Annotated in this window: 26 protein-coding genes; 17 read left to right on the top strand and 9 right to left on the bottom strand. The window is 62.0% G+C overall.

All coding sequences use genetic code 11. The features are described from left to right. Window positions 1–67: 67 nt before the first annotated feature. Window positions 68–634 (bottom strand): hypothetical protein, encoded by a 567-nt coding sequence (locus ND528_RS24115; protein ID WP_263471375.1) that lies wholly within the window; start codon window positions 632–634, stop codon window positions 68–70. A 128-nt stretch (window positions 635–762) separates the two neighbouring features. Here ND528_RS24115 and ND528_RS24110 point away from each other — a divergent pair, with 128 nt between their 5' ends. Continuing rightward, a complete protein-coding gene (locus ND528_RS24110; protein WP_110603834.1) occupies window positions 763–1,122 on the top strand; it encodes a hypothetical protein in 360 nt (119 codons plus the stop codon). Between the two features lie 113 nt (window positions 1,123–1,235). On the opposite strand, the gene trxA is transcribed toward ND528_RS24110, so the two are convergent. The 3 genes from trxA to ND528_RS24095 all read right to left on the bottom strand — a co-directional run bounded on the left by trxA (window position 1,236) and on the right by ND528_RS24095 (window position 3,355). After that, window positions 1,236–2,108: a thioredoxin gene (trxA, locus tag ND528_RS24105; protein WP_016772977.1), complete on the bottom strand. Its 873-nt coding sequence runs from the start codon at window positions 2,106–2,108 to the stop codon at window positions 1,236–1,238. Between the two features lie 129 nt (window positions 2,109–2,237). Further along, on the bottom strand, window positions 2,238–2,894 hold the full coding sequence (locus tag ND528_RS24100) for a class I SAM-dependent methyltransferase (protein ID WP_263471374.1): 657 nt from the start codon (window positions 2,892–2,894) through the stop codon (window positions 2,238–2,240). Continuing rightward, window positions 2,891–3,355, bottom strand: a complete 465-nt coding sequence (locus ND528_RS24095; protein WP_042610623.1) for a YbaY family lipoprotein — start codon at window positions 3,353–3,355, stop codon at window positions 2,891–2,893. The genes ND528_RS24100 and ND528_RS24095 overlap by 4 nt, the downstream gene beginning before the upstream one ends. A 128-nt stretch (window positions 3,356–3,483) precedes the next feature. Between ND528_RS24095 and nrdR the strand changes: the two genes are divergently transcribed. From nrdR to ND528_RS24035, 12 genes are all read left to right on the top strand, one after another. Next, entirely contained in the window at window positions 3,484–3,948 is a 465-nt protein-coding gene (gene nrdR / locus ND528_RS24090; RefSeq protein ID WP_007910946.1) for a transcriptional regulator NrdR, read from the top strand. Further along, window positions 3,945–5,078, top strand: coding sequence for a bifunctional diaminohydroxyphosphoribosylaminopyrimidine deaminase/5-amino-6-(5-phosphoribosylamino)uracil reductase RibD (gene ribD / locus ND528_RS24085; protein ID WP_137215687.1), 1,134 nt, complete (start codon window positions 3,945–3,947; stop codon window positions 5,076–5,078). Before nrdR ends, ribD begins: the two co-directional genes overlap by 4 nt. 47 nt (window positions 5,079–5,125) lie before the next feature. Then, window positions 5,126–5,788, top strand: a complete 663-nt coding sequence (locus ND528_RS24080) for a riboflavin synthase (protein ID WP_016772981.1) — start codon at window positions 5,126–5,128, stop codon at window positions 5,786–5,788. Between the two features lie 21 nt (window positions 5,789–5,809). Next, entirely contained in the window at window positions 5,810–6,901 is a 1,092-nt protein-coding gene (ribBA, locus tag ND528_RS24075) for a bifunctional 3,4-dihydroxy-2-butanone-4-phosphate synthase/GTP cyclohydrolase II (RefSeq protein ID WP_039761895.1), read from the top strand. 90 nt (window positions 6,902–6,991) lie between these two features. Further along, window positions 6,992–7,468, top strand: a complete 477-nt coding sequence (gene ribH / locus ND528_RS24070) for a 6,7-dimethyl-8-ribityllumazine synthase (RefSeq protein ID WP_003228649.1) — start codon at window positions 6,992–6,994, stop codon at window positions 7,466–7,468. Next, window positions 7,465–7,965 carry a transcription antitermination factor NusB gene (gene nusB, locus ND528_RS24065; protein ID WP_039761889.1) on the top strand — a complete coding sequence of 167 codons (501 nt, stop codon included), beginning with the start codon at window positions 7,465–7,467 and terminating at the stop codon, window positions 7,963–7,965. Before ribH ends, nusB begins: the two co-directional genes overlap by 4 nt. Before the next feature lie 27 nt (window positions 7,966–7,992). Continuing rightward, complete coding sequence (gene thiL, locus ND528_RS24060; protein ID WP_263471373.1) at window positions 7,993–8,958, top strand: thiamine-phosphate kinase; 966 nt, start codon at window positions 7,993–7,995, stop codon at window positions 8,956–8,958. Next, window positions 8,955–9,458, top strand: coding sequence for a phosphatidylglycerophosphatase A family protein (locus tag ND528_RS24055; RefSeq protein ID WP_039761886.1), 504 nt, complete (start codon window positions 8,955–8,957; stop codon window positions 9,456–9,458). Before thiL ends, ND528_RS24055 begins: the two co-directional genes overlap by 4 nt. Window positions 9,459–9,483: 25 nt before the next feature. Continuing rightward, window positions 9,484–10,221, top strand: coding sequence for a substrate-binding periplasmic protein (locus ND528_RS24050; protein WP_263471372.1), 738 nt, complete (start codon window positions 9,484–9,486; stop codon window positions 10,219–10,221). A 242-nt stretch (window positions 10,222–10,463) separates the two neighbouring features. Continuing rightward, window positions 10,464–11,081: a GTP cyclohydrolase II gene (gene ribA / locus ND528_RS24045; protein WP_024014485.1), complete on the top strand. Its 618-nt coding sequence runs from the start codon at window positions 10,464–10,466 to the stop codon at window positions 11,079–11,081. Continuing rightward, the gene (locus tag ND528_RS24040) at window positions 11,078–11,497 is read left to right on the top strand and encodes an MFS transporter (RefSeq protein ID WP_212617235.1); all 420 of its coding nucleotides are present in this window, start codon (window positions 11,078–11,080) and stop codon (window positions 11,495–11,497) included. Before ribA ends, ND528_RS24040 begins: the two co-directional genes overlap by 4 nt. Beyond that, window positions 11,497–12,297, top strand: coding sequence for a cobalamin-binding protein (locus ND528_RS24035; protein WP_263471371.1), 801 nt, complete (start codon window positions 11,497–11,499; stop codon window positions 12,295–12,297). Before ND528_RS24040 ends, ND528_RS24035 begins: the two co-directional genes overlap by 1 nt. A 114-nt stretch (window positions 12,298–12,411) precedes the next feature. On the opposite strand, the gene ND528_RS24030 is transcribed toward ND528_RS24035, so the two are convergent. From ND528_RS24030 to ND528_RS24010, 5 genes are all read right to left on the bottom strand, one after another. Continuing rightward, window positions 12,412–14,298, bottom strand: coding sequence for a TonB-dependent receptor domain-containing protein (locus tag ND528_RS24030; RefSeq protein ID WP_263471370.1), 1,887 nt, complete (start codon window positions 14,296–14,298; stop codon window positions 12,412–12,414). A 139-nt stretch (window positions 14,299–14,437) separates the two neighbouring features. Beyond that, a complete protein-coding gene (gene dxs, locus ND528_RS24025; RefSeq protein ID WP_263471369.1) occupies window positions 14,438–16,336 on the bottom strand; it encodes a 1-deoxy-D-xylulose-5-phosphate synthase in 1,899 nt (632 codons plus the stop codon). Between the two features lie 91 nt (window positions 16,337–16,427). Beyond that, window positions 16,428–17,315, bottom strand: coding sequence for a (2E,6E)-farnesyl diphosphate synthase (gene ispA, locus ND528_RS24020; RefSeq protein ID WP_122705939.1), 888 nt, complete (start codon window positions 17,313–17,315; stop codon window positions 16,428–16,430). Beyond that, on the bottom strand, window positions 17,312–17,554 hold the full coding sequence (locus tag ND528_RS24015; RefSeq protein ID WP_016772991.1) for an exodeoxyribonuclease VII small subunit: 243 nt from the start codon (window positions 17,552–17,554) through the stop codon (window positions 17,312–17,314). Before ND528_RS24015 ends, ispA begins: the two co-directional genes overlap by 4 nt. A gap of 105 nt (window positions 17,555–17,659) precedes the next feature. Next, the gene (locus ND528_RS24010) at window positions 17,660–18,793 is read right to left on the bottom strand and encodes a Fic family protein (RefSeq protein ID WP_263471368.1); all 1,134 of its coding nucleotides are present in this window, start codon (window positions 18,791–18,793) and stop codon (window positions 17,660–17,662) included. Between the two features lie 278 nt (window positions 18,794–19,071). On the opposite strand from ND528_RS24010, the gene ND528_RS24005 reads away from it, so the two are divergent. The 4 genes from ND528_RS24005 to ND528_RS23990 are packed head-to-tail and all read left to right on the top strand — an operon-like array spanning window position 19,072 to window position 26,817. After that, on the top strand, window positions 19,072–19,863 hold the full coding sequence (locus ND528_RS24005) for a YfaP family protein (protein ID WP_263471367.1): 792 nt from the start codon (window positions 19,072–19,074) through the stop codon (window positions 19,861–19,863). Between the two features lie 35 nt (window positions 19,864–19,898). Then, a complete protein-coding gene (locus ND528_RS24000; RefSeq protein WP_263471366.1) occupies window positions 19,899–21,611 on the top strand; it encodes a DUF2138 domain-containing protein in 1,713 nt (570 codons plus the stop codon). After that, window positions 21,596–22,246 (top strand): DUF1175 domain-containing protein, encoded by a 651-nt coding sequence (locus tag ND528_RS23995; RefSeq protein WP_263471389.1) that lies wholly within the window; start codon window positions 21,596–21,598, stop codon window positions 22,244–22,246. The genes ND528_RS24000 and ND528_RS23995 overlap by 16 nt, the downstream gene beginning before the upstream one ends. Further along, window positions 22,243–26,817, top strand: a complete 4,575-nt coding sequence (locus ND528_RS23990; protein WP_263471365.1) for an alpha-2-macroglobulin family protein — start codon at window positions 22,243–22,245, stop codon at window positions 26,815–26,817. Before ND528_RS23995 ends, ND528_RS23990 begins: the two co-directional genes overlap by 4 nt.

The following is a 26,817-nucleotide window of genomic DNA, read 5'->3' as shown; positions in this document are numbered from 1 at the left end:
ACATGGCTAAGCACCGCCCGGGATGAGTTCGCGGGCGGTGCTGGGATTGGATGTCATGCTTGCAGAATCAGAAGCCTGCGCCGGGATAGTCGAACCAATAGTGTCCCGAAAGAACATCGTTGATCAGATTTGTGTCGAGCACGCTCGGGGCATCGCGACTGAAACGCTGTCGCCAAGCCGGAAGCCACCAGTAGTTGATGGCTGTTCCGCGCGGAAATACCACCAGAGTCAGCACCTCCTTATCCATTTTGCCCTGCGTGTAGAGTTGATGACTGCGATCCATCAGGGCCATGTACTGGTCGATTGGCAGTCTGAACATAAGTGCCATGGTGAAGATTTTTTCACTCTGACTGAACGCCGGACTCTGGAGTACCCGCAATGCTTCGCAAGTGTGTGAATTCGGTTGACTCGCTATGCTCTGGCCTTCGGGGGTTGAAAGTATGTCGAAACGATCATCCATGTCTCGCCAGTCGGTCCGGCTATTGCGCTCAAAGTAATCACGAATAACAAGGGTCAGTGGACCTGCAGTTTCCCCGTCAGCGGGACAAGCCGAAAGATCGGCAGGCAACCAGATGCGCCATGCCACGATGAGCAAGAGTGGGGTCATCAATAGGGCGTAGTAACTTCGTTTCATTACAGGGTGCTGTGAGAAAAAGGACACTGTAGATGAATGCTCGATAACCGCCACACTGGACAACGTCGCTTGGCGTTGCACAAGTCCCATGGGAGCATGCAGGTCAGAAAAATGCAGGAGCGAACTTGATGTTGCGGATACGCGGAACGGTCGGCGAGGTGCCGGTGGATTTGACGGTGGAGCTGGATGACAGCGATTGGGCGAGGCTGGGTTCCGCGCTAAGCGGGCAGGCGCCGATTGCGCAGTCTGAGGCGGTTGCGCCCGCTCCGGCGGCGAAGCCGGTGAATCAGGATGATGCGCTGTGGCAGGTGGCCAAAGACTTGCTGCGCAAGGCCGGGCAACTCAGTGGACCGGATCTGCTCGATCAACTGGAAGCGCTCACCGGCAGTGCGGCAGCGGGCAAGCGTTTGCTGGTGCGTCTGCGCCACAGTTCCGATGTGAAAGTGGCGAGCGGCGGGGATACGCCGCTCTACAGCTGGATCGGGTAAGCCTTAAAAGATCGCAGCCTTCGGCAGCTCCTACAGAATCAGTCTTCATCCGCAAAAAGCCGCGATGAGCACGATCCGATGTAGGAGCTGCGGCACGCTGCGATCTTTTGCTCTCAATAAAGCGCAGCGAATACCTTGCGACGGTAAGCCGTCACCAACGGATGATCATTGCCCAACAGCTCGAACACCTGCAGCAAGGTCTTGTGCGGCAAGCCTTCCCCGTAGCTGCGGTTGCGGATGAACAGTTTGAGCAAGGCGTCCAGCGCCGCTTCGTATTGCTGGCGCGCCAGTTGCTGGATCGCCAGTTGATACACCGCTTCATCATCCTGCGGATTTTGCGCCAGGCGGCTTTTCAGGTCGGCGGCGTCCGGCAGGTCGCGGGCGAGGCCGAGGAACTGGATCTGCGCCTTGGCCCCGGCGAGTGCGGCTTTGTGCTCATCGCTCTTGACCGCGTCGAGCACGGTTTGCGCTTCGCCCAGCTCACCGCGTTCGGTCAGGCAGCGTGCGTAAAGGATCAGCGCTTTGGCGTTGGTATTGTCTTCATTGAGAATGGTCACCAGCACCGCTTCCGCCTCGGCGAAGTGACCTTCGTCGAACATCGCCTGAGCCTGTTCGAACGGGTCAGCAGCGGCCGGTGGCGGCATCTGCACATGCGGTTCGAGCAGGGCGCGCACGGCGGATTCCGGTTGTGCCCCGGCAAAGCCATCGACCGGCTGACCGTCCTTGAACAGCACCACGGTCGGCAGGCTGCGGATGCCGAAGCGGGCGACGATGTCCTGCTCGATGTCGCAGTTGACCTTGGCCAGCAGCAGCTCGCCCTGATAGCTCTCGGCAATGCCCTGCAGCATCGGCATCAGCGCCTTGCACGGCGCACACCACTCGGCCCAGAAGTCCACCAGCACCGGTTTGTTGAAGGAGGCTTCGATCACCGACTGGTCGAAATCGGCAGTCGTGGCGTCGAAGATGTACGGCGTTTGCTGACTCATGGGGAATCTCTCTAAGCGTCAATGACCGCACTATAAGGGGTGACGCAAAAGATCGCAGCCTTCGGCAGCTCCTACTTTGGAATGCGTTGCACTGTAGGAGCTGCCGAAGGCTGCGATCTTTTGGCGGCGTCAATCACGCCGCGCATGGTAAAGGCTGACATGCCTGAATTCCTCAGGCTCGGCCAGATCCGGCAAGGTCATCGCTTCGAGCATTTCAATTCGCTCATATAACGGATGACGAAAATCCCGCACCCGCGAATCCGCCACCAGCGCCTCACGGCCGCGACTGAGAAACGCGTCGAGCAGCGGCAAGTTCGCCCGGTCATACAACACGTCGGCGACCAGAATCAGATCGAAGCGATCGGCCTCGGCAAAGAAATCCGTCGAATAATTCATCTGCACATCATTGAGCTCGGCATTCGCCCGGCACGCGGCGATCGCCAGCGGATCGAGATCGCAGGCCACCACTTCCAGCGCTCCGGCCTTCACCGCCGCGATGCCGGCAATTCCGGAACCGGCGCCGAAATCCAGCACGCGTTTGCCGCGCACCCAGTCGGGAAACTGTGCCAGATAACGCGCCACGGCCAAGCCGCTGGCCCAGCAAAAACTCCAATAGGGCGGTTCATGCAGGATCCGCTGGGTTTCTTCCTGGCTGAATTCGCGGGCCATGTTGTCGCCATCGATCAACCACAGCTGCAAATCAGTGCCCGGCAACGCACAGGCTTTCAGTCTGGCGTCGCCGAGCAATTCCCCCAAGGCCTGTTGCAGGTCGAGCGGTGCTGTCATGGCGCTTTGACGAATTGCAGCTGGCCCAACGCCTGAGTGGTCGGTTGGGTGATGGTCTGCGACGGCAGGTGCAGGATCAGTTGTCCGGACTGGCTCGCGCGACCGCGCAGCTCAACCCGTGCGCCGGCCGGAAATGCCTCGGGGTTGAAGCGCAGATGAAACGGCAGGATCTGGTTGTTGCCGATCAGGCTGGAACTGGCGAGCAATTGTTGCGGGCGATCCTTTTCGTCGATCACCAGTAGCGCCAGTTCGACCTCAGCGCCGGCCGGCACGCCTTGCAGGGTGCCGCTCAATTCGCGCTGATGGGCTGGCAGCGGGCCGAGTTCGGCGGCCTCTTTGGCTTTTTTCTGCGCCTGTTGCGGCGCGGGGCCCGGCGTCGGCGGTTGCGGCTTGGGTGCGTCGCTGCCACAGGCCACCAGCAGGCTGAAAAGACTGAGCAGAACGAGCGGACGTAACGGCATTGGAGGCTCCGGCAGAATGAATTCCATGGATCAGACGATCATGCCGTTCTGTATACCGCAAAGCCTATGGCTTGTCTTGCCACGGGGATGCGCTACCATGGCCCTCCCATTTTTTGTTGCCAGCCACCATGCACTGTCCCTTCTGCGGTGCCAACGACACCAAGGTCATCGACTCGCGTCTGGTCGCCGAGGGCGAACAGGTGCGCCGCCGGCGTGAATGCCTGGCCTGCGGCGAACGTTTCACGACGTTCGAGACGGCCGAACTGGTGTTGCCGCGCCTGATCAAAACCGACGGCAGCCGCCAACCGTTCGACGAAGAAAAACTCCGCGCCGGCATGCAACGCGCGCTGGAGAAACGTCCGGTCAGCGTCGAGCGCCTCGAATCCTCTCTGGTCCATATCAAGCACAAGCTGCGCGCCACCGGCGAACGCGAGGTCAAATCCCTCGTGGTCGGCGAGCTGGTGATGGCCGAGCTGCAAAAGCTTGATGAAGTCGCTTATATCCGTTTTGCCTCGGTGTACAAGCGCTTCCAGGACCTCAATGAATTCCGCGAAGAGATCGACCGCCTCGCCCGCGAACCGGTGAAAGAATGACCACCGCCGCCGAGCAGGCGATCCTCGACGCCCATTTCATGGCCCGCGCGCTGGAACTGGCGCGCAAGGGCCACTACACCACCCATCCCAATCCGCGAGTCGGTTGCGTGGTGGTGCGTGACGGGCAGATTGTCGGCGAAGGCTGGCATGAGCGCGCCGGCGAACCCCATGCCGAAGTCCACGCCCTGCGCGCCGCTGGCGAGCAGGCCCGGGGCGCGACGGCGTATGTCACCCTCGAGCCTTGCAGCCACCACGGGCGCACGCCGCCGTGTGCCGATGCCTTGGTGACCGCTGGCGTTGCCCGGGTCGTGGCGGCGATGCGTGATCCCAATCCGCAGGTCGCCGGCCGCGGTTTGCAGCGCTTGGCTGATGCCGGTATTGCCACTGAAAGCGGTGTGCTGGAGGGCGAAGCACGCAAGCTCAATCAAGGTTTTCTGAAACGCATGGAGCATGGCTTGCCGTTCGTGCGGGTCAAGCTGGCCATGAGCCTCGACGGGCGCACAGCGATGGAAAGCGGCGAGAGCCAATGGATCACCGGCCCGGCGGCGCGTTCAGCGGTACAGCGTTTGCGCGCTGAGGCGGCTGTGGTGCTGACCGGCGCCGACACGGTGCTGGCCGATGGCGCACGCTTGACCGTACGCGCAGACGAACTCGGTCTGGACAGCGAGCAAACCGCGCTGGCCATGAGTCGCCCGCCATTGCGCGTATTGATCGATGGCCGCCTGCGAGTGCCGCTGGAGGCGCCGTTCTTCAAGGCCGGGCCGGCGCTGGTGGCCACCTGTGTCGCGGTCGAGGAGCAATATGCCAATGGCCCGGAATGCCTGATCGTGCCGGGTGATGACGGCCAGGTCGATCTGCATCAGTTGCTTATCGAACTGGCCAATCGTGGCACCAACGAGGTGCTGGTCGAGGCCGGTCCGCGTCTGGCCGGCGCCTTTGCGCAACTGGGGCTGGTCGACGAATTCGTGATCTTCATTGCCGGCAAGTTCCTCGGCTCCACGGCCCGTCCGCTGCTCGACTGGCCGCTGGCGCAGATGAAAGATGCGCCGGAGCTGAAAATCACTGAAATCCGCGCGGTGGGCGATGACTGGCGAGTCACTGCGATCCCTGTCCCTGCAGCCCGCGTATAATTCCCGGCCATCGCGTTAGCGCTGGCCTCGTTCTCAAGGAGAACCCCATGTTCACCGGCATCATCGAATCCATCGGCAGTATCCGCGCACTGACCCCAAAGGGCGGTGATGTGCGGGTGCACGTCGCAACCGGCAAGCTCGATCTGAGTGACGTCAAACTCGGCGACAGCATCGCGGTCAACGGCGTTTGCCTGACCGCCGTCGAGCTGCCGGGCGACGGTTTCGCCGCCGACGTCAGCCGCGAAACCCTCGATTGCACCGCCATGAATGACTTGAAAAGCGGCAGCCCGGTCAATCTGGAAAAAGCCCTGACCCCGACCACTCGCCTCGGCGGGCATCTGGTCAGCGGACACGTCGACGGCGTCGGTGAAGTGGTATCGCGCAGCGACAATGCCCGCGCCGTGGAATTTCGCATCCGCGCGCCGAAAGAACTGGCCAAGTACATCGCCCACAAAGGCTCGATCACCGTCGACGGCACCAGCCTGACCGTGAACGAAGTCGATGGCGCCGAATTCATGCTGACGATCATTCCGCACACCCTCAGCGAAACCATCATGGCTTCATATAAGCCGGGCCGCCGGGTGAATCTGGAAGTCGACCTGCTGGCGCGTTATCTGGAGCGTCTGCTGCTGGGCGACAAGGCCGCCGAGAAGACCGCCGGCAGCACCATCACCGAAAGCTTTCTGGCCCAAAACGGCTACCTCAAATAATTCAAAAGAAGGGGGTGCCTTGTGGCGCTCAATAGCATCGAAGAACTGGTTGAAGACATCCGCCAAGGCAAGATGGTCATCCTCATGGATGACGAAGACCGCGAGAATGAAGGCGATCTGATAATGGCCGCCGAATGCTGCCAAGCCGAACACATCAACTTCATGGCCAAGCACGCCCGTGGCCTGATCTGCATGCCGATGAGCCGCGAGCGCTGCGAACTGTTGAAGCTGCCGCTGATGGCGCCGCGCAACGGTTCCGGTTTCGGCACCAAGTTCACCGTATCGATCGAAGCTGCCGAAGGCGTGACCACCGGCATCTCCGCCGCCGATCGCGCGCGCACCGTGCAGGCCGCTGCGGCCAAGGACGCCAAGGCTGAAGACATCGTCAGCCCGGGCCACATTTTCCCGCTGATGGCCCAGGCCGGCGGCACCCTCGCTCGCGCCGGCCACACCGAAGCCGCTTGCGACCTGGCGCGCATGGCCGGTTTCGAGCCGAGCGGAGTGATCTGCGAAGTGATGAACGACGACGGCACCATGTCCCGTCGCGCTGAACTCGAAGCCTTTGCCGCCGAACACAACATCAAGATCGGCACCATCGCCGACCTGATCCACTACCGAATGATCCACGAACGTACCGTTCAGCGGATTGCCGAGCAGCCGCTGGACAGCGAACTGGGCCAATTCAACCTGGTGACCTATCGTGATTCGGTGGAAGGCGACGTGCACATGGCCCTGACGCTGGGCACTGTCTGCGCTGAAGAACCGACGCTGGTTCGCGTGCACAACATGGACCCGCTGCGCGATCTGCTGATGGTCAAGCAACCGGGCCGCTGGAGCCTGCGCGCCGCCATGGCTGCGGTCGCCGAGGCCGGCAGCGGTGTGGTGCTGCTGCTCGGTCACCCGCTCGATGGCGACGTGCTGCTGGCGCATATCCGTGAAACCGGTGAGCAGGCAGCGCCGAAAAAACCGACCACCTACAGCATTGTCGGTGCCGGTTCGCAGATCCTGCGTGACCTCGGCGTGCGCAAAATGCGCTTGATGTCGGCACCAATGAAGTTCAATGCGATATCCGGTTTCGATCTGGAAGTTGTAGAATACGTGCCCTCCGAATAATGACCGGCTGTTTCCGGACTCCGATTCGCGGCAAATAATCACTGAGGGACGCGTAGCAGACGCGTCCCGGCTCTTTAAGAGAACTGACGAATGACCCTGAAGACCATCGAAGGTACCTTCATCGCCCCCAAAGGCCGCTACGCTCTGGTAGTGGGCCGCTTCAACAGCTTCGTGGTTGAAAGCCTGGTCAGCGGTGCCGTTGATGCCCTGGTTCGCCACGGCGTGAGCGAAAGCGACATCACCATCATCCGCGCACCGGGCGCCTTCGAAATCCCGCTGGTTGCGCAGAAAGTCGCCCAGAAAGGCGAGTTCGCAGCGATCATCGCCCTTGGCGCGGTCATTCGTGGCGGTACTCCGCACTTCGAATACGTGGCTGGCGAGTGCACCAAAGGCCTGGCCCAGGTCTCCATGGAATTCGGCGTTCCGGTTGCGTTCGGCGTGCTGACCGTCGACTCCATCGAGCAAGCCATCGAACGTTCCGGCACCAAGGCCGGTAACAAAGGTGCCGAAGCTGCCCTGTCCGCTCTGGAAATGGTCAGCCTGCTGGCGCAGTTGGAGGCCAAGTGATTAGCGACGAAAGCGATCGTTTCAACCCGCGCGATCCGAAACCTGCGGATGCCGGCAAACCCTCGAAAAGCGTCAAGCGTCGCGAAGCCCGTCAGCTCGCGACTCAGGCGCTGTACCAGTGGCACATGGCCAAGCAATCGCTGAACGAGATCGAAGCGCAGTTTCGCGTTGATAACGATTTCACCGATGTCGACGGTGCCTACTTCCGCGAAATCCTTCACGGGGTTCCGCAGTTCAAGACCGAAATCGACACTGCCCTGACGCCTTGCCTGGATCTGGCGATCGAAGAGCTCGACCCGGTTGAACTGGCGGTTCTGCGCCTGTCGACCTGGGAACTGCTCAAGCGCGTCGACGTGCCGTACCGCGTTGTGATCAACGAAGGTATCGAGCTGGCCAAGGTGTTCGGTTCGACCGACGGCCACAAGTTCGTCAACGGCGTGCTCGACAAGCTGGCCCCGCGCCTGCGTGAAGCTGAAGTGAAGGCGTTCAAGCGCTGATCGGCGCTTGAATACTTTTTCTCGGCCATGGGCGAGTTTGAGCTGATCCGCAATTTCTTCGCCGCCGCGCCTTGTGCGCAGGGCGGCGAAGGCGTTGCTTTGGGGATCGGTGACGACTGCGCCTTGCTGGCGGTTCCCGCTGGGGAACAGCTGGCGGTTTCTACCGATACGCTGGTGGCCGGTGTGCATTTCGCCGACCCCTGCGATCCGTTTCTGCTCGGTCAGCGCTCGCTGGCCGTCGCGGTCAGTGACCTGGCCGCCATGGGCGCCGCGCCCGTTGCGTTCACCCTTGCCCTGACCTTACCGACGGTAACCGCCGATTGGCTGCAAGCCTATGCCCGGGGTTTGAACCGCATGGCGCAAAGCTGCGGCGTCGCACTGGTCGGCGGCGACACCACGCGCGGACCGTTGAGCCTGACGGTCACCGTGTTCGGCCGCGTACCCGCTGGCCAGGCCTTGACCCGCAGCGGTGCGCAGGCCGGTGATCTGCTCTGCGTCGGCGGCGAACTGGGCAATGCCGCCGGCGCCTTGCCGCTGGTATTGGCTCAACGTGATGCCGAAGCGCATATCGCCCAGCCGCTGCTCGAGCATTACTGGTCGCCACAACCGCAACTGGCGCTCGGTCAGGCCCTGCGCGGCAAGGCTACGGCGGCGCTGGACATCTCCGATGGCCTGCTCGCCGATTGCGGGCATATCGCGCTGGCGTCGAAGGTGCGACTTGAGATTGAACGCGAGCGTGTACCGTTGTCGGATGCTTTAGTCGCGTTTCTCGGCCAGCGCGGTGCCGAGCGCGCGGCATTGAGCGGTGGTGATGATTACGTACTGGCCTTCACCTTGCCGACCGCCGAGTTGCCGGCACTGCTGGCCGACGGTTGGCCGATTCATGTGATCGGCCGTGTGCTGCCGGGCCAGGGCGTGCTGCTGCTGGACCGCGACGGGCACGACATCACTCCGCAGATTCGCGGCTACCAACATTTTCAGGAGACACCGTGACAGATCACCCGAAACAGGTCCCTGCCGAATTCGTGCCTCCCTCGGTCTGGCGCAATCCGTGGCATTTCCTCGCGTTCGGCTTCGGCTCCGGCACCTTGCCAAAAGCGCCGGGCACGTGGGGCTCGCTGGTGGCGCTGCCGTTCATTCCGCTATGGCAGATGCTGCCCGACTGGGGCTACTGGCTGATGCTTGGCATCACCATGCTGTTCGGCTTCTGGCTGTGCGGCAAAGTCGCTGACGATTTGCGCGTGCACGACCACGAAGGCATCGTCTGGGATGAAATGGTCGGCATGTGGATCACCCTGTGGCTGGTGCCGGAAGGCTGGTACTGGTTGCTCGCGGGTTTTCTGGTGTTCCGCTTCTTCGATATTCTCAAGCCGTGGCCGATCCGCTGGATCGACAAGCACGTGCATGGCGGCGTCGGCATCATGCTCGACGACGTGCTGGCCGGTGTGTTCGCCTGGCTGGCGATGCAAGGGCTGGTCTGGGTATTCGCCTGATTCGACTCACGTGAGGAAACACGCAATGCTGCGACGCGGGTTGGCGCTGCTGCTTCTGGCTCTGCTGGGCACGTTCGCCCATGCGCAGGCCGCCGCGCCTGTGCCTGCGGTGATCCATCTGGCCAGCGAAGACTGGCAAGACTACACCGCCGCCGATGGCCACGGCCTGGCCTGGGACGTGTTGCGCAAAGTCTTCGAGCCGGCCGGGGTCAAGGTGGATATCCGCACGGTGCCGTATACCCGTTCGATCGGGCTGGTGCAGTTGAAGGAAGTCGACGCGCTGGTCGGCTCCTACCGCGACGAGGCCGAGCGCGTGCTGTACCCGCAGTGGAAATTCGACTCCGATCACATCTACGCGCTGGGCCTGGCGAGCAGCCCGCCGCCGACACAGGCGACGCTGGGCAAATACCGCTTGGCCTGGGTGCGCGGCTACCGCTACGAAAACTATCTGCCGAACATCAAGCGCTTCAACCAGATCGAACGGCGCACCGGCATTCTGCTGATGCTCAAGCAGGGGCGGGCGGATTACTACATCGATGCGCTGACCGAAATTGAAGCCGTCGTGCGCGATGCCGCGGATCCAGCGCAGTATCGCTATTCGCATCTGGCTGAGTTGCCGCTGTTTCTCGGTTTCGCCGATACGCCACAGGCCCGGGCGTTGATGGCGCTGTATGACCGGCGCATGGCGGAACTGGTCAAGAGCGGGGAGTTGAAGCCGATCTTCGAGAAGTGGCAGCAGCCGTATCCGTTCAACCCGAACTGAAGCCGACTCAAATCTCTGTAGGAGCTGACGAGTGCAACGAGGCTGCGATCTTTTGATCTGCTGCCTGTAGATCAAGATCAAAAGATCGCAGCCTCGTTGCACTCGACAGCTCCTACAGGGAGCGGGAGTGTCATCAAACTTTTTGATCGTTATGCCCGATAATTCAGCCTAAGCGTCTGTAGGAACCTGCTGTTACAATGCCCGCCTGCGAATTTTCAGTCTTCTAGATCAGGAGCACATCGGTGCCTGTCGTCTTCGTCGCCGCTTCCAAGCTGCCAACGCCTTTTGCGCAATTCACCATGCACGGCTTTCTCGATGAGAGCACCGGGCGTGAGCACGTCGTGCTGAGCCTCGGTGAAATTGCCGATGGCGCCCCGGTACTCGGTCGTCTGCATTCCGAATGCCTGACCGGCGATGCCTTGTTCAGCCAGCGTTGCGACTGCGGCTCGCAACTGGAAGCGGCGTTGCAGGCGATCGCCCGCGAAGGCCGTGGCGTGCTGCTGTATCTGCGTCAGGAAGGTCGCGGCATCGGGCTGCTGAACAAGATCCGCGCCTATGAATTGCAGGACGGCGGCGCCGATACCGTGGAAGCCAACGAGCGTCTGGGCTTTGCTGCCGATCAGCGCGACTACGCCATGTGCCTGCCGATGCTCGAACACTTGGGTGTGAAATCCCTGCGCCTGATGACCAACAACCCGCGCAAGGTCAAAGCGCTGACCGACATGGGCATTGTCGTCGCCGAGCGCGTGCCGCTGCACACCGGCCACAATCCGCACAACAAACTCTACCTGGCGACCAAGGCCAGCAAGCTCGATCACATGATGGGCAACGAGCATCAGGGCGAGGTCGACCGCGCGTGACCCGCGGCCAGGTGCGGCGGCGGTTGGCGGTGGCCTGGTGGCAATACCTGGCGTTGGCGCTGTTGCCGCTGTTCATGCTCAACGCGCTGTTCGGTGAAGGCCAGGGCCTGTTGCCAGTGCTGGCGATGCCTTTGTTCATCGCCGGCGTCGCCTCGATGTTTGTCAGCCTGAAGTATTTCGCCCGCTACAAACACGCCCTGATCGCTACGCAAAAAGCCCTCGATAGCGCCGAAGAACCCGCTGCCTGGATTGCCCTCGCGGCGCGTCGGCGTGCGGCGTTGCTGGTGGCGTCTTTGCCGGCCTGGATTGGCGCACTGGCGGTATTCGTTGGCCTCGAAGCCGTGCCATTGATGCTGCTGGCGCTGTCCACCGCCGTGCTGTTCTACCTCTACCGTATTCCGCGTCAACTCGGCTGATGCGTCGCCTGTGGCTGGCGGTTCTGCTGCTCGGCCTGAGCAGCCCGGCGCTGGCCGCACTGCGGGTGGTCAGCCTCGCCCCCTCGCTGTCTGAAATCGTCGTTGAGCTGGATTCCGCCGACCTGCTGGTCGGCGTGCTGGATGCGGGCAAGCGGCCGGCGGCGATAGCGGATGTTCCATCAGTGGGCCGCTACGGCCAGCTCGACATGGAGCGCTTGCTCAGCCTGAAACCGGATTTGCTGCTGCTCTGGCCCGGCAGCGTCGGCGCCGGGCAGCGTGATCAGCTCAAGCGCCTGAACATTCCCACGTTTGTCGCCGAGCCGCATACGTTGACGCAACTTGCGGCGCAGATCGAAGCCATTGCCGAACAGCTCGGGCGTCCTGAACGCGGGGCGCAACGAGCGGCCGAATTGCGTAAACAACTGGATGACCTTCGTCAGCGTTATCGTCGTGATGTGCCGCTGCGGGTGTTTTATCAAGTCTGGGACAAGCCGCTTTACACCGTGGGTGGCGGGCAGATCATCAGCGATGCGCTTGAGGTGTGCGGCGCGCGCAATGTCTTCGCCGAGCTGAATCTGCCGGCACCGCAGGTGAGTATCGAGGCGGTATTGCAGCGTGATCCGGAAGCGATTGTCGCCGGTGATCAGGCGCAGCTAGGGGCGTGGAAGACCTGGCCGCAGGTGGCAGCAGTCAGGCAGGGGAGACTGCTATTGGTCAGTGACAAAGGTCTGGAAAGGCCCAGTGGTCAGATGATCAGTGCGACCGCCAAACTCTGCCAATTGATCGCGCCGGACAGGTGACCCTTGTAGGAGCTGCCGAAGGCTGCGATCTTTTGACTTTGGTTTTGGCGGTGTCGGAGCCGCCGAAAATCAGGATCAAAAGATCGCAGCCTTCGGCAGCTCCTACATTGGATCTCAGCGAATTTCCGGGGTCCAGGTGACCCCGAACATCCACGCCCGACCTTCCTCACGATAGCCATACTGCGCGCCGTCATAGCTGTAGTTCGCTCGGCTGTAGCCCTTGTCCAGCAAGTTATCCACCTTCAGATCCAGCTTGATCTCACGGTTCAGCGCCCAACTGCTGCGCAGCCCGAGCGTGCCGTAGCCGCTCAGCGCCTGGGTATTGTTCAGGTCGTCGTAACTGCCGCTGACCAGTTGCCAACTGGCGCCCACTCCCAAGCGATCGAACTGCCGATCCACATCCCAGCTGGCCGTGCGCCGCGCACGCCGTGCCAGTGTGTGCCCGGTATCGCGATCTCGCGGATCAATGATCGCCACGCCAAGATTGCTCTGCCAGCCAAACAGCTCCTGCTTCAGTGCCGCTTCAAAGCCATTGATCCGGGCTGACGCAACGTTCTGCGGGCGTGAGTTGCTGCCGAAGATGATCGCGTCTTCCAGGTCGGTGCGGTAAATCGAGGCTTCCAGGCGCGCGCTGTCGCTCAACTGGCTGCGCCATTGCAGTTCGTAGCTTTTCGAGGTTTCCGGTTTGAGGCCGGGATTGCTGAAATCCGGGTAGTACAGGTCGTTGAAGGTCGGCGCGCGGAAACCTTCGCTGTAGCTCAGCAGCACGTCGTTGTCCGGGTTCAGCGGCAGGGTGAAAGTGCCGCTCCAGGTGTTCTGGCTGCCGAACTGCTGGTTGTCGTCGTGGCGCAGGCCGATCTCGGTGGAGAAACTGTCGGCCTGATAACGATGCTGGATGAACGCTGCGCGATTCCAGCGGCTGTCCTCGTCAAACGCAGTGCTGCTGTTGACCCGGTCTTCGTACCAGTCGCCGCCGAGGATAAGGCTGTTGCGCGCGTCCAGCGTCAGGTCGTTCTGCCAGTTCACCGAGTCGCGATAGGTGTTGAACACCGTGCGCTCGTCGCTGAGCTTGTCGAAGGTCTTTTCGCGGTTTTCGCTGTGGCCGAATTCAATGCGGGTTTTCCAGGTTTCGTTGACCCGCGCATCGACATAACTGCTGATGCTACTGACATTGAAATCACTGTATGGCTGCTGTTGCACCGACTCGAAAGTGTCCATGTCGAAGCGGCCGAACGGGTTGTCGAATTCGCTCCTGCCACGGTTATCCAGCAGATTGGCGCCGACTTCGACGTCATCGGTCAGCGCGTGGCTGAGGCTCAGGCTCAGGGATTTGTTGCGGTAGGCGTCATGGTCGCTGTCGCTTGGATACGACTCGTGGGTACGGTCGAGCCCGGTCGTTTCGTCGAGGCTGGCGCCGAGGTTGAAGCGGGTTTTCTCGTCGCCGCCGGATAAGCCGAGGCTGCGTTCCCAGGTCTGCTGACTGCCGAAGCCCAGATGCAGGCGTGGCTGCAAGCCTTGCTCGGTGCCGCGTCGGGTGAAGATCTGGATCACCCCGCCAATCGCGTCGCTGCCGTAGATCACCGAGCGTGAACCGCGCAGCACTTCGACGCGCTCGATCTGCTCGATGTTCAGATGTTGCAGGTTGCTGTCGCCGGAAGTCGAGTTACCGATGCGCTGGCCATCGACCAGCACCAGGCTCTGCGCCGATTGCGTGCCGCGAATGTAGATCCCCGGCAGACTGCCGCGCCCGCCAGTCTGCGCCACTTGCACGCCGGGCACGCGCCGCAGCAGATCGGGCACGTCGCTTGGTTGCAGGCGATCGATGTCTTCGCGGGTGAACACGGTGTTGGCGGCGCTGCTGTCGTTGCGCGCCTCGACCTGACGGTTGGCGCTGATCAGCATGTCCGGCAGCTTCAGCGCCTGATCGCGTTCGAATGTATCGGCAAGGGCGCTGGCGGTTGGCAGCAGGAGGAAGGGCAGGGCGAGGCGGGAGAGGTTCATGGCAATCTATGGTCTGTGCAAAACCATGTAGGAGCTGCCGAAGGCTGCGATCTTTTGATTTTGCTTTTCAAAGTTCCGAAGCTGCCGAAGAGCAGGATCAAAAGATCGCAGCCTTCGGCAGCTCCTACACGGGTTTGCGTCAGCTGTTGAGCAATGCCAGCCGCTGGCGAATCGACGCTTCGATCCCGGCCTCATCCAGCCCGCACTCGGCAAGCATCTGCGCCGGTTTCGCATGCTCGACATAGATATCCGGCAAGCCCAGATGCAGCATCGACTTGAGAATGTTCTCGCGGGCGAGGAATTCGCTGACCGCGCCGCCGGCGCCGCCCATGATTGCGTTCTCTTCGATGGTCACCAACAACTCGTGGTTGCCGGCGATCTCGCGCACCAAGGCTTCATCCAGCGGTTTGACGAAACGCATGTCGACCACGGTGGCGTCGAGTTTCTCGGCGACTTTCAAGGCTTCGCTCAGTTGCACGCCGAACACCAGCATGGCGACCTTGCTGCCCTGACGACGGACGATGCCCTTGCCGATTTCGATCGCTTCGAGATCTTTTTCGATGACTGCATTCGGGCCGCTGCCACGCGGGTAACGCACCGCCGCAGGACCGTTGTAGAGGTGGCCGGTGGTGAGCATCTTGCGCAATTCGTTTTCATCGCTCGGGGCCATGATGAGCATGCCCGGGATGCAGCGCAGGTACGACAGGTCGAAGCTGCCGGCGTGGGTCGGGCCGTCTTCGCCCACCAGGCCGGCGCGGTCGATGGCGAACAGCACGTCGAGGTTCTGCACCGCGACATCGTGCACCAGTTGGTCGTAACCGCGTTGCAGGAATGTCGAGTAGATCGCCACCACCGGTTTCGCGCCTTCGCAGGCCATGCCGGCGGCGAAAGTGACCGCGTGCTGCTCGGCAATCGCCACGTCGAAATAACGCTCGGGGAAGCGCTCGCTGAACGCCACCAGATCCGAGCCTTCCTTCATCGCTGGGGTGATCCCGACCAGACGCGCGTCAGCCGCCGCCATATCGCACAGCCATTCACCGAATACCGCCGAATACTTCGGCCCGCTGGCGGCTTTTGGCGCGGCGGCCGGGGCGTCCAGTGGTTCGAGTTTGGTGATCGCGTGGTAACCGATCGGGTCGACTTCCGCCGGGGCGAAGCCTTTGCCTTTCTTGGTGACGATGTGCAGGAACTGCGGGCCTTTGAGGTCGCGCATGTTGCGCAGCGTCGCGATCAATGTCGGCAAGTCATGGCCGTCGATCGGGCCGATGTAGTTCCAGCCCAGCTCTTCGAAGAGGGTGCCGGGGACCAGCATGCCCTTGGCATATTCTTCGGTGCGACGGGCGATTTCCCAGGCGCCGGGCAGGCGCGATAGAACTTTCTTGCTGCCCTCGCGCATGCTCGCGTAGGTGCGGCTGGACAGGATCTTCGCCAGATAATTCGACAACCCGCCGACGTTGCGCGAGATCGACATATCGTTGTCGTTGAGGATCACCAGCATGTTGGCGTTGACTTCCGGCGCATGGTTCAGCGCCTCGAAAGCCATGCCGGCGGTCAGCGCGCCGTCGCCGATCACGGCGATAGCCTTGCGATCGCTGTCCTGCAGACGGGCGGCAATGGCCATGCCCAGCGCAGCGCTGATCGAGGTGCTGGAGTGGCCGACGCCGAAGGTGTCGTACTCGCTCTCGGAGCGGCGCGGGAACGCGGCAATGCCGTCCTTTTGACGCAGGCTGGCCATGCGCTCGCGGCGACCGGTGAGGATCTTGTGCGGATACGCCTGATGCCCGACATCCCACAGCAGACGGTCGTCCGGGGTGTCGAAAACGTAATGCAGCGCGATGGTCAGCTCGATCACGCCCAGGCCGGCACCGAAATGCCCACCGGTCTGGCCGACCGTGTAGAGCAATTCCAGGCGCAACTCATCGGCCAGGGTTTCCAGCTCGGCTTCGCCTAACCGGCGCAGGCCGTCCGGCGTGTTCGCGCGGTCGAGCAGGGGCGTGGTCGGGCGCTTGCGGGGAATCTCATGAAACGTCGTGGGCATCAGGCGAATCGTTATAGGTATAAAAGATGCGGCAGTTTACCTGATGCATCGCCCCCTGCCCACGCGTTGGTCTTTTTTGGCCGATACGCCGTCAGTTGCGTCGCTCGACGATATACCGCGCCAGCTCGCGCAACGGCTCGGCTGCCGCGTCAAACGGTCGCAGCGCCTGCAGGGCCTGATCGCGCAGTTCCAGAGCGTAGGCCTTGGCCGCGTCGAGGCCGAGCAGGGCCGGGTAGGTCGGCTTGTCGCGGGCAATGTCGGCGCCCTGGCGTTTGCCGAGGGTGGCGGTATCGCTTTCCACGTCGAGGATGTCGTCCTGCACCTGAAAGGCCAGACCAATGGCCTGTGCATAAGTCTGCAACGCCTGAAGCTGATCCGGCTGAGCGCGGCCGCTGGCCAGGGCGCCGAGCCTGACGCTGACTTCAATCAGCGCACCGGTCTTGTGCCGGTGCATCTGTTCGAGGGCTTGTTGATCGAGCTTGAGGCCGACCGAACCCAGATCGATGGCCTGACCACCGACCATGCCCGCCGGACCGGCTGCATGGGCCAGCGCCGTGACCATCTGCAGACGGATGTCGCTGCTGCAATCGCTCAGGCGCGGGTCGAGCAGGGCGCTGAAGGCCAGGCTCTGCAAACCGTCACCGGCGAGGATCGCGCAGGCTTCGTCGAATTTCTTGTGAGTGGTCGGCTGGCCGCGACGCAGATCGTCGTCGTCCATGGCCGGCAAATCGTCATGCACCAGCGAGTAGGCGTGGATCAGTTCGACCGCACACGCCGCGCCGCTGGCCTGTTCGGCCTGGCCACCGAGGGCCTCGCACGCGGCGTAAGCCAGCAACGGGCGCACGCGTTTGCCGCCGTTCATCACGCTGTAGCGCATTGCTTCGTAGAGCCGCGCCAGTTCCGGCAGCGGCGCATTGAACAGCGTCTCCAGCGCCGCGTTGACCCGGGCCTGACTGCTCGCCGAATACGCCGCGATCATTCTGGCTCATCCGCGTCGAAGGGTTCCTCGGCGAGCTCGCCATCGCGCTCCAGCAGCACCTGCACTTTCTGCTCGGCCTGGGCCAGCGCCGCCTGGCAGTCACGGGTCAGGCCGATGCCCTGCTCGAAAGCGGTCAGCGAGTCTTCCAGCGACAACTCACCGTTCTCCAGACGCTCGACCAGTGTTTGCAGGTCGGCGAGGGATTGTTCGAAATCCAGTGCAGCTTTTTTGCGGGCCATGGCGGCAATTTCCGGTAGACGTTAAACCGGCGCGACACTAGCAGATAGGGGGGGTATGGGCAAATGAGCGGGCCGTCGCCAAGCCTCTCCATAACGGTCGGCGATTCAATCCGGATAGTTGATTTTGTAACGCGTACTGCGTCCGCCGCCCGGCAGGCGTTGCAGGCAGCCCTTCTCCAGCAACTCCGCCAGATGCCGCGTCGCGGTGGCTTTGGAAACTTTCGCAACCGCTTGATATTGCCCTGCGCTGAGGCCCTGTTCGAAACCGCGCTCACCGCCATCGAGCAAGCGCTTGAGCACTTTGATCTGCTCCGCTGAAAGGTCGGACTCGCGGTGCGTCTGCCAGAAGCGGGTCTTGCCCAACACCGAATCTATCCGGGTGATGGCTTGCTGCAGGCTACGCAGCAGTGTCTGCAAAAACCAGGTCAGCCATTCGGTGATATCGAGCGTGGCCTTTTGGCTCGACTCCAGAATCCGGTAATAACCGGCGCGATCCTCGAGAATGCTTGCGGACATCGCGTAGAAGCGGATCGCCTGCGCTTCGCCTTGAGCCAGCGCCAGATCGGTGATGGTGCGGGCCAGACGACCGTTGCCGTCGTCGAAAGGGTGCAGAGTGACAAACCAGAAATGCGCGATGCCAGCACGTAACAGCGGATCCAGCGAAACCTGATCGCGGCTGGCTTCGAACCAGCTCAAAAAACGCTCAATTTGCTGTTCCAGCCCTTGGCGCGGTGGCGCCTCAAAGTGAACCGTTGGCCGGTCGAGTCGTCCGGACACCACCTGCATCGGTTCGTCGCCGCGCAAGGTACCGACGAGTATTGACCGCGCGCTGAACATCGCTTCCTCAGCGGGGAAAAGCCAGCTGTGCCATTCCAGCAATCGGGCCAGAGTCAGCGGCTCGTCGAAGCCATGGGTGGCATCGAGCATCAATTGCGCCAAGCCCTCGCTACGCTGGCTGACGCTATCGCGATCAGTCCATTCCAGACCCAGGCGCCGGGCCAGAGAGGAACGCACGGAGCCGACATTCAGTTGCTCACCTTCGATGGCGGAGGAGGTGACGATGTTCTGAAGCAACGCATCGAGCTCGCTCTGTGCGCTCATCGAATCGCCCACTGAGCCGGCCATTCCCAAGAGTCGGCCCTGCGTCTGCACGCACTCGCGCAGCAGCGGGGCGAGGCGCTCGGCTTGCCAATTGAAGTCGGGCCAATCCGGTTGTTGCCAGATCCAATGTGCGGTCATTGATCACCTGTCGTAGAAGCGTGAGCCGAATAAAAACGCTATTCGGCTCATTTGGTGAGCCGAATATGCCGACTATTCGGCTCATCGTCTACCCGGATGGCGAGATTCCTACAGCACTCACACATGTATCCGATTGTTAAAAAACTGCCGAATCGCTACTCTTCGCCGCTTCTACGGCTCCGACAGTTGCGGGGCATTCAGACGAAACGCAGTTCACCGCTGTGAAGTACCGAGGATCGGGTGCAAGGTTTCGTTCAAGGCATGGCAGGAGGCGTCACATGCGTTCATTTCTTTTGCTGCTGATCGGCCTCGCCTGCGCGCCTGCGCTGTGGGCCGCGCCGACTGCGCAGTTGTCCGAGCCGGTCGGCGGCTGGCGTTATCACGGCCTGCTCGATCGCTCGGAAAATCCGCAGGTCGCCTACCCGACGCCGCCGATCGATCGCGGCATCCAGCGCAATCGCACGATGATCCAGGGCCAGCTCAAGGCTCTGGGGCACATGCGTCCGCCGCACAGCCTCGCCGTCAACGGCAATCCATTGAATCTGTACACCGACGACGATGGGCGTTTCGCCCGGCCTTACGCCTTCGGCGCCGGTTCCAACAGCGTTGAAGTGATCAGCGCCGAAGGGCAGTCGCTCAAGCGCGTGCAATTTTATGAAGCAAATAATCTGCGCACGCCGGCGAAGATTCGTCTTGTCTTGGGATGGGACGACCCGAAAGCCGAGCTGGATCTGCATATTGTCACCCCCGACGGTCAGCATGCCTTTTGGGCACGGCCGGCGTTGAGCAATGGCGGCGGCCTCGACCCGGATGGCGTCGACGGCCCCGGCCCGGAAATGTTCACCATGACCGCGCCGCTGCACGGCACGTATCTGGTCTACGTCAACTATTGGGGCAACTACGGCGATGGTGGCTATAACTTCGAGGAAACCAGCAACCAGAACGAGGTGATCACCTCGCAGATCACCCTGGTGCTCAACGAAAACACCGTCGACGAAAAACGCGAAACCTTCATCGTGCCCCTGCGGGCGATCGGTGATCTGCTGCTGGTCAAGACTTTCAACTATTAAGCATCCCGCCACGGATGAACTCGGATGTTGTGAACATGAGCGATAACACTGTGACTCCAGCTGCCGCGACACCGGCGGCCAAACCTTCGCGGCGCTGGCCGCTGGTCGTGCTCGGCCTGTGCCTGGTGGCCGGTGTGGCGGGCGGTTTCGGCTGGCTGCTGCTCAAGCCCAAAGCGCCGCCGGCGGCACTTGCCAGTGACAAGCTCGGCCTCGGCCGTCCGGACGCCTTGCTCGAAACACGTTCACTGAGCCAGTTGCCCAAGGACCTGCTGACGGTGCCGTTCCTCAAGGCCACACTGACCGAGGATTTCGTTTTCTATTACGAAACCCACGCTGACCGTCTCGGCCTGATCGGCAGCCTGCGCCGGATCATCTACGAGCATGACCTCAAATTGCAGGACAGCCTGATCGAGCAGCTTTTTGATCAACCGGCCGATGTGGCGTTGTGGCGCGGTGCGGATGGCCGCTTGAAGGATTTCCTGCTGGTGATGGATCGCGGCGGCTTGGCCAAGCTGCTCGAGCCGTTGGCGAAAGTGGCGCTGGATGACACCCAGCTCAGCATCTTCGGCACTCTCAAAGTCGGCGGCGATGACGTGCCGCTGTATCAACTCAGCTACAACGCCAGCAAATCACTGCTGTTCGCGTCGCGCGGCGACAAGCTGGTGGTGTTGTCCAATCCAGCCAAGTACTACGACCCCGAGAGCGGCGTCTCGGAAGAGTCGGGCCGCGTTTCCGCGCAAGCGCTGGCGGCGTTGCTCAACGGTGAAAAGCTCTTCCCCGAAGCGTTCGGCTTGCCAGCGAAAAACCCGGAAACCAAGCAGCGTCTGTCGGTCAATTCCAGCGTGCTCGCCATGGGCTATCAGCGCTTCATCCCGAATTTCGCCGGACTGCGTTTCGACATGGACGACAAGGGCTGGCACAGCTATCTGGCCATGGATGAGCTGGAAAACCAGCCGGACTTCGATTTCAAACCGGTCTGGCAGGCGATGCCGTTGGGGGCGAGCGCTTGCGTGACCCTGCCGGTGGCGGCCGAGCCGCAGAAACCGATATTAATCAAGCTCGGTGCCGATGAAGCTGTTGCGCAAACGCTGACCGAACACGTCGCTGGCGCGGCCGGCCTGTGCTGGTACGCCGATTCGCGGTTGTACACACCGCTGCTGGTCGCCAGCCTCAAAGACGAGGACAGCAGCAAGCTTGACGGTGATCTGGGCAAATTGTTCGGCTCGATGGTCGGCGCGTTCGAAGCTAACGTCGCCGAAAGCGTATTCCCGGTGATCGACAAGCAGGAAGGCCAGAGCCACGTCTGGCAGCGTCAGGTCAGTTCCAGTTTCGGGCCATACGCGGCGAAGACCGCTGAAAACCCGGAGGCGATTTCCGGCAAGGCGTTCATGAAAGTCAGCCTTGCCCGTCACGGCTCGACGCTGCTGTTTTCCCTCGACGACAAACTCGTCGACAAAGCCCTCGGCACCCTCGACAAACGCTTCCCGCCGATGGCCGACGTTTTGCCAAAAGACGTACTGATGCCGATCTACTTCGGCCCGGACGCGATGGCGCAACTGATGCAGCGCGAAACCCTCGACAGCCTGCCGCAGGACATGGAGCCGGTGTTTTATAACGCTGCGCAAACCTACCTGATGCCGAAACTGCGCACCCTTGGCGGTTACGGCAAATATGCCCTGACCCTGCCCGAAGGCAGTGAGCCGGATGGCCACTGGCAATGGCTGCCGCTGGAATGGAAAGCGCTGTGACCGCACTGATCCGCAGCCTCGGCCTGCTCGCGCTGTTGCTCAGCGCAGGCGCCCGCGCGGTTGAAGCGCCGGCGCTCGACCCGGCGCAATCCCAGGTGTTTCGCGCCTGGTTTGTGCGTATTGCTCAAGAGCAATTGAGCCAGGGCCCGAGCCCGCGCTGGTATCAGCAGGACTGCGCCGGGCTGGTGCGCTTTGCCGCCAACGAAGCGCTGAAAGTCCACGACGACAAATGGCTGCGCAGCAATGGTCTGTCCAATCGCTATCTGCCGCCGGAACTGACGCTGAGCGACGAGCAACGCAAGCTCGCGCAACAGTGGCAGCAGGGCGGCGGCAAGGTCGGGCCGTACGTCAACGCGATCAAACTTATTCAGTTCAACAGCCATCTGGTCGGCCGCGATGTGTCGCAGGCGCGGCCCGGTGACCTGATGTTTTTCGATCAGGGCGACGACCAGCACCTGATGATCTGGATGGGCCGCTACATCGCCTATCACACCGGCACCACCACCCCCACTGATAACGGCATGCGTTCGGCAAGCCTGCAGCAACTCATGACATGGAAGGACACCCGATGGATACCCGACGCAGCCAACCCCAACTTCATCGGCGTCTATCGACTGAACTTTCTCTCCCAATGACCGGTGCCCGCATGTTGCGTATCTGTTCGCGAATTTCCTTGCTGTTGGCGTTGTTGCTGCCGTTTTCCTGCGTCAACGCCGAAGACTCGGTGGAGCCGAGCAATTACACGCCGGTCGCCGGTGAGAGTTTCTTCCTGCTCGCCGACAGCAGTTTTGCCAGCGACGAGCAGGCGATGGTCCGCCTTGAAGCACCGGGTCGTGACTACCGGCGCTTTCGTATGGAGCCGTACGGCGGCGCCGACATTCGCGTATATCGCATCGACAAGCCGCTGGATTTCCTCAAGCGCCAGAAGAACCTGCATCGCGTCGTCAGCGACGGCCAGTTCAAGGGCGAAGGTCTGTCCAACACTCTCGCCTATCTGTGGGACAACTGGTATCGCAAATCCCGGCGGGTGATGCAGCGTGCGTTCTCCTACGAGTCGCGCAAGCAGGTCACAGAAGAAGTGCCGGAGCTGAAAATGGGCGAGGCCATGGTGGCGCCGACGCCGTACGACGCGCAGCCGCAATTCGCGCTGATCCCGGGTCTGCCGGTGGTCAGCCAGTTCCGTTATCCACTGTGGCAGGCCAAGCCGATCCAGCCACCGACCGGGGTCAATCTGGCCGGCTCGTCCAGTGACTTCGTCAGCGTCGCGCCGGGCAACGTTTACATCCCGTTGGGTAACCTGAAGCCGGGGCTGTATCTGGTTGAAGCGCTGATCGGCAAGTACCGCGCGACCACCATGGTTTTCGTCTCCAACACCGTCGCAGTGAGCAAGATTGCCGGTGATGAACTGCTGGTCTGGGCCGCGCGCAAGCACGAAGGCAGTTCGGTGCCGAAGGTCAATGTGCTGTGGACCGATGGCCTCGGCGTGATGAGCAGCGGTGCTACCGATGCCGACGGTTTGCTGCGCCTGAAACACGTCAGCCCGGAGCGCTCGTTCGTCATCGGCGAGGACGAAGAGGGCGGCGTGTTCGTCTCGGAAAACTTCTACTACGACAGCGAAATCTACGACACCAAACTTTACGCCTTCACCGACCGGCCGCTGTATCGTCCGGGCGATTGGGTGTCGTTGAAAATCGTCGGTCGCGAGTTCAAGAATGCCCGTGATTCGGTGCTGCCGGGCGCGGCGGATGTCAGTGTCAGCGTGCTTGATGCCACGGGGACCGAACTGCAAACCCTCGATCTGAAACTGGATTCGAAAGCAGGTACCCAGGGCCGTTTCCAGTTGCCGGATAACGCCGTGGCCGGTGGTTACGAGATCCGTTTCAACTACAAGGATCAGGCCTACAGCAGTGCTTTCCGCGTTGCCGAATACATCAAGCCGCACTTCGAAATTTCGCTCAATCTGGCCAAGCAGGATTACCGCACCGGTGAGCCGGTGAAAGGCAGTCTGGTGCTGCTCTACCCCGACGGCAAACCGGTGGCCAACGCCAAATTAAGCCTGAGCCTGCGCGCCCAGCAACTGTCGATGGTCGACAACGAGCTGCAATACCTCGGGCTATTCCCGGTGGAGCTGACCAGCACCGAACTGACCACCGACAGCAAGGGCAACGCGACACTGGATCTGCCAGCGGCGGAAAAACCGAGCCGCTACATGCTCACCGTGTTCGCCAGCGACGGCGCGGCTTATCGGGTCAAGACCACCAAGGAAATCCTCATCGACCGTGGTGCGGCGAGTTTCCGCTTGAGCGCGCCGCAGCGGTTCAGCGCGGTCGGTGACAAGGTTGCCTTCAGCTACGCCAATGAGGGTGGCACCGAACAAAGCAAAGCCGTAACGCCGAGCAGCTACGCCTGGGTGCGCCTGGAAGATCAGAGCACCGGCGAAGGCAAACTCGCCGCAACGGACAAAGGCTTCAGCCTCGCCTTCGAACGTCCGGGCACCTACAACCTGACGCTGAAGGATCAACACGGTCGCGTCCTCGGCGCCACCGGCCACTCGGTCACCGGCGACGGTGTGAAAGCGGTGCCGGGTACCGTGGAAATCGTCCTCGACAAGCCCGAGTACAAGGCGGGCGAAGAAGCGCTGGCGCTGATCACCTTCCCTGAGCCGGTCAGCGATGCATTGCTGTCGCTGGAGCGCGACAAGGTCGAGGCCACTGCGCTGCTGGCCAAGGGCGCTGACTGGTTGAAGCTGGAAAAACTCAGCGACACCCAATACCGCGCGCGCATTGCGGTGAAGGATAACTTCGCGCCGAACCTGACCTTCTCCGTGCTCTACACCAAGGGCGGTCAGTACAGCTTCCAGAACGCCGGGATCAAAGTGGTCGCGCCGCAAATCGACGTGGCGATCAGCACCGACAAAGCGGTGTATCTGCCGGGCGATACGGTCACGGTCGACCTGACCACTCAGTTCGCCGGTAAAGCGGTTCCGGCGCATCTGACGGTCAGCGTGGTCGACGAAATGGTCTATGCGCTGCAACCGGAAGTCGCGCCGAGCATCGACCAGTTCTTCTATCATCCGCGGCGCAACAACGTGCGCACCAGTGCCAGCCTGTCATTCATCAGCTACGACGTGGCATTGCCGGGCAGCCCCGGCGCACCGGGCAAGGCCAATCGCAGCGAACGCGGCGTGAAAGTGCTTGAGCGTCCGCGCCGTGAAGACGTCGACACCGCTGCGTGGCAGCCGGAGTTGTTGACCGGCGCCGACGGCAAAACCCGTTTCACCTTCAAGATGCCCGACTCGCTGACCCGCTGGCGCATCACCGCGCGGGCGATTGCCGATGACGGTCAGGTCGGGCAGAAGAAGCAGTTTGTGCGTTCGGAAAAACCGCTGTACCTGAAGTGGAGCGGGCCGAGCAAATTCCGCAAGGGCGATCAGCCGCAACTGGGCGTGTTCGCTTTCAGTCAGGCGGAGAAACCGGTCAAGGCGGAACTGGTGACTCACTATGCCGGTAACGAACAACGTCTGCCGGTGACTTTGAACAGCGGCATCAATTACCTGCCACTGCCGGCGTTCGCTTTGGCCTCTGGCGAGTGGACGGCGGAGCTGGTGCAGGATGGCAAAGTCGCCGATGCTCTGGCTGTGCGCTTGAGTGCCACCGGTGAAGGCTGGCAGGTCACGCAAACGCAAAGTCTCGATGTGGTCAGCGGCGATACACCCTTGAGTTTGCCGGCGGATGCCACGGATATTCGCCTGCGTCTGGATGACAGTCCGCAAGCGCTGTTCCGTTCCGCCCTCGATGATCTGCTCAGCTACCCGTACGGCGGCGTCGAGCAGACGGCCAGTCGCTTGCTGCCGCTAAGCATCGCTTATCCATCGCTGGCCTCGAACCCGCAGATTCGCGATCGCTTGCGCCTGATCATGCAGAACAGCCGGCTGCGTCTGGTGCAAATGGCCGGGCCGTCGGCGAGTTTCACTTGGTGGGGTTACGACGGTGAGCCGGATGCATTTCTCACCGCCTATGCCTATTACGCTGACTGGAATGCCAGCCGCGTACTCGACCTGACCCTGCCGCCGGAGCACTGGCAGCGCGTACTCGAGGTGTACGCCAAGCAAGCACCGAATACGCCATTGCTGCAGCGGGCGCTGATTCTGTCGTTCGCCAAACAGATGCAGCTGCCAGTGAACACCCTGCTCAGCGGTCTGATCGACGATCTGGTCAAGGCCGGTGAAGGCAGTGCCGAAACCTTGCTCGACGACGGCCAGGACAGTCTGGTGATGAACGACCCGGATTCGGCACTTGGTCTGGCGACGGCGCGGGTACTCACTGCATCGTTGGCGACGCAGGCGAAAGTTGCTTTGCCGGAGGCATTCAATCGTCAACTGGGCGCAGCGCAACAACGTCTGGCGGTCAGCTCGCAGCCCTTCGTCGAAGCGCTGAACCTGTCGCTGCAACCGTTCGATCAGGCTCGCGCGACGGCGTTGTTGCAACGTCTGTTGCCGCAGCAATCGACACTGGAACGTGCACTGGCGCTGACCTGGCTGCAACGCAGCATCGCTCAGGCCTCGCCGACCATCGCGCTGATGCCGGGTGAAGGCTGGAAGAAAAACTACGGGGCCAGCGGCGAGATGTACTGGACATGGCAAGGTGCGACGCCGCTGCCGAATGTGCTGAGCGTGTCCGGCACGCAAGAGCGGCCGCTGCGTGCAGCGCTGAGCTTCCAGACCCAACAGCCGCAGGTCGATCCGATGGCCGTGACCATCACCCGGCGCCTGTCGCGTCTGGTGCCGGGCGACGAAGCGTTCACCTTCAAACTCGAGCCGGTCGGCACTAAACCGTTGTCCAGCGACAGCCTGTACCTGGACGAGGTGATCCTCACCAGCAAGGCACCGAAACCGCTGCGCTACGGCATGCTTGAAGTGCCGCTGCCACCGGGCGCGGATGTTGAGCGCACGACGTGGGGCATCAAGTTGCAGGGCAAGGACGGCACCGAACCGACCGCGCTGGAGAAGGCGCGTTTCGAACCGGGACAACTGGCATACGCGGTGCCGGTCGACGCGCTGAGTGGCGAGTTGCGCCTGCGTCATCTGGTGCGCTTCTCGCAGAAGGGCCAGTTCAACCTGCCGCCGGTACGCTTCAAGCAAGTGTATGCACCGCAGCATCAGGCCCAGGAGGCGAAAGCCGCCCTCGGTCAGGTCACGGTCAACTGA

The organism is Pseudomonas mercuritolerans, assembly GCF_025706525.1.
GTDB lineage: Bacteria > Pseudomonadota > Gammaproteobacteria > Pseudomonadales > Pseudomonadaceae > Aquipseudomonas > Aquipseudomonas mercuritolerans.
This window is presented reverse-complemented; position numbering and strand designations above follow the sequence as displayed.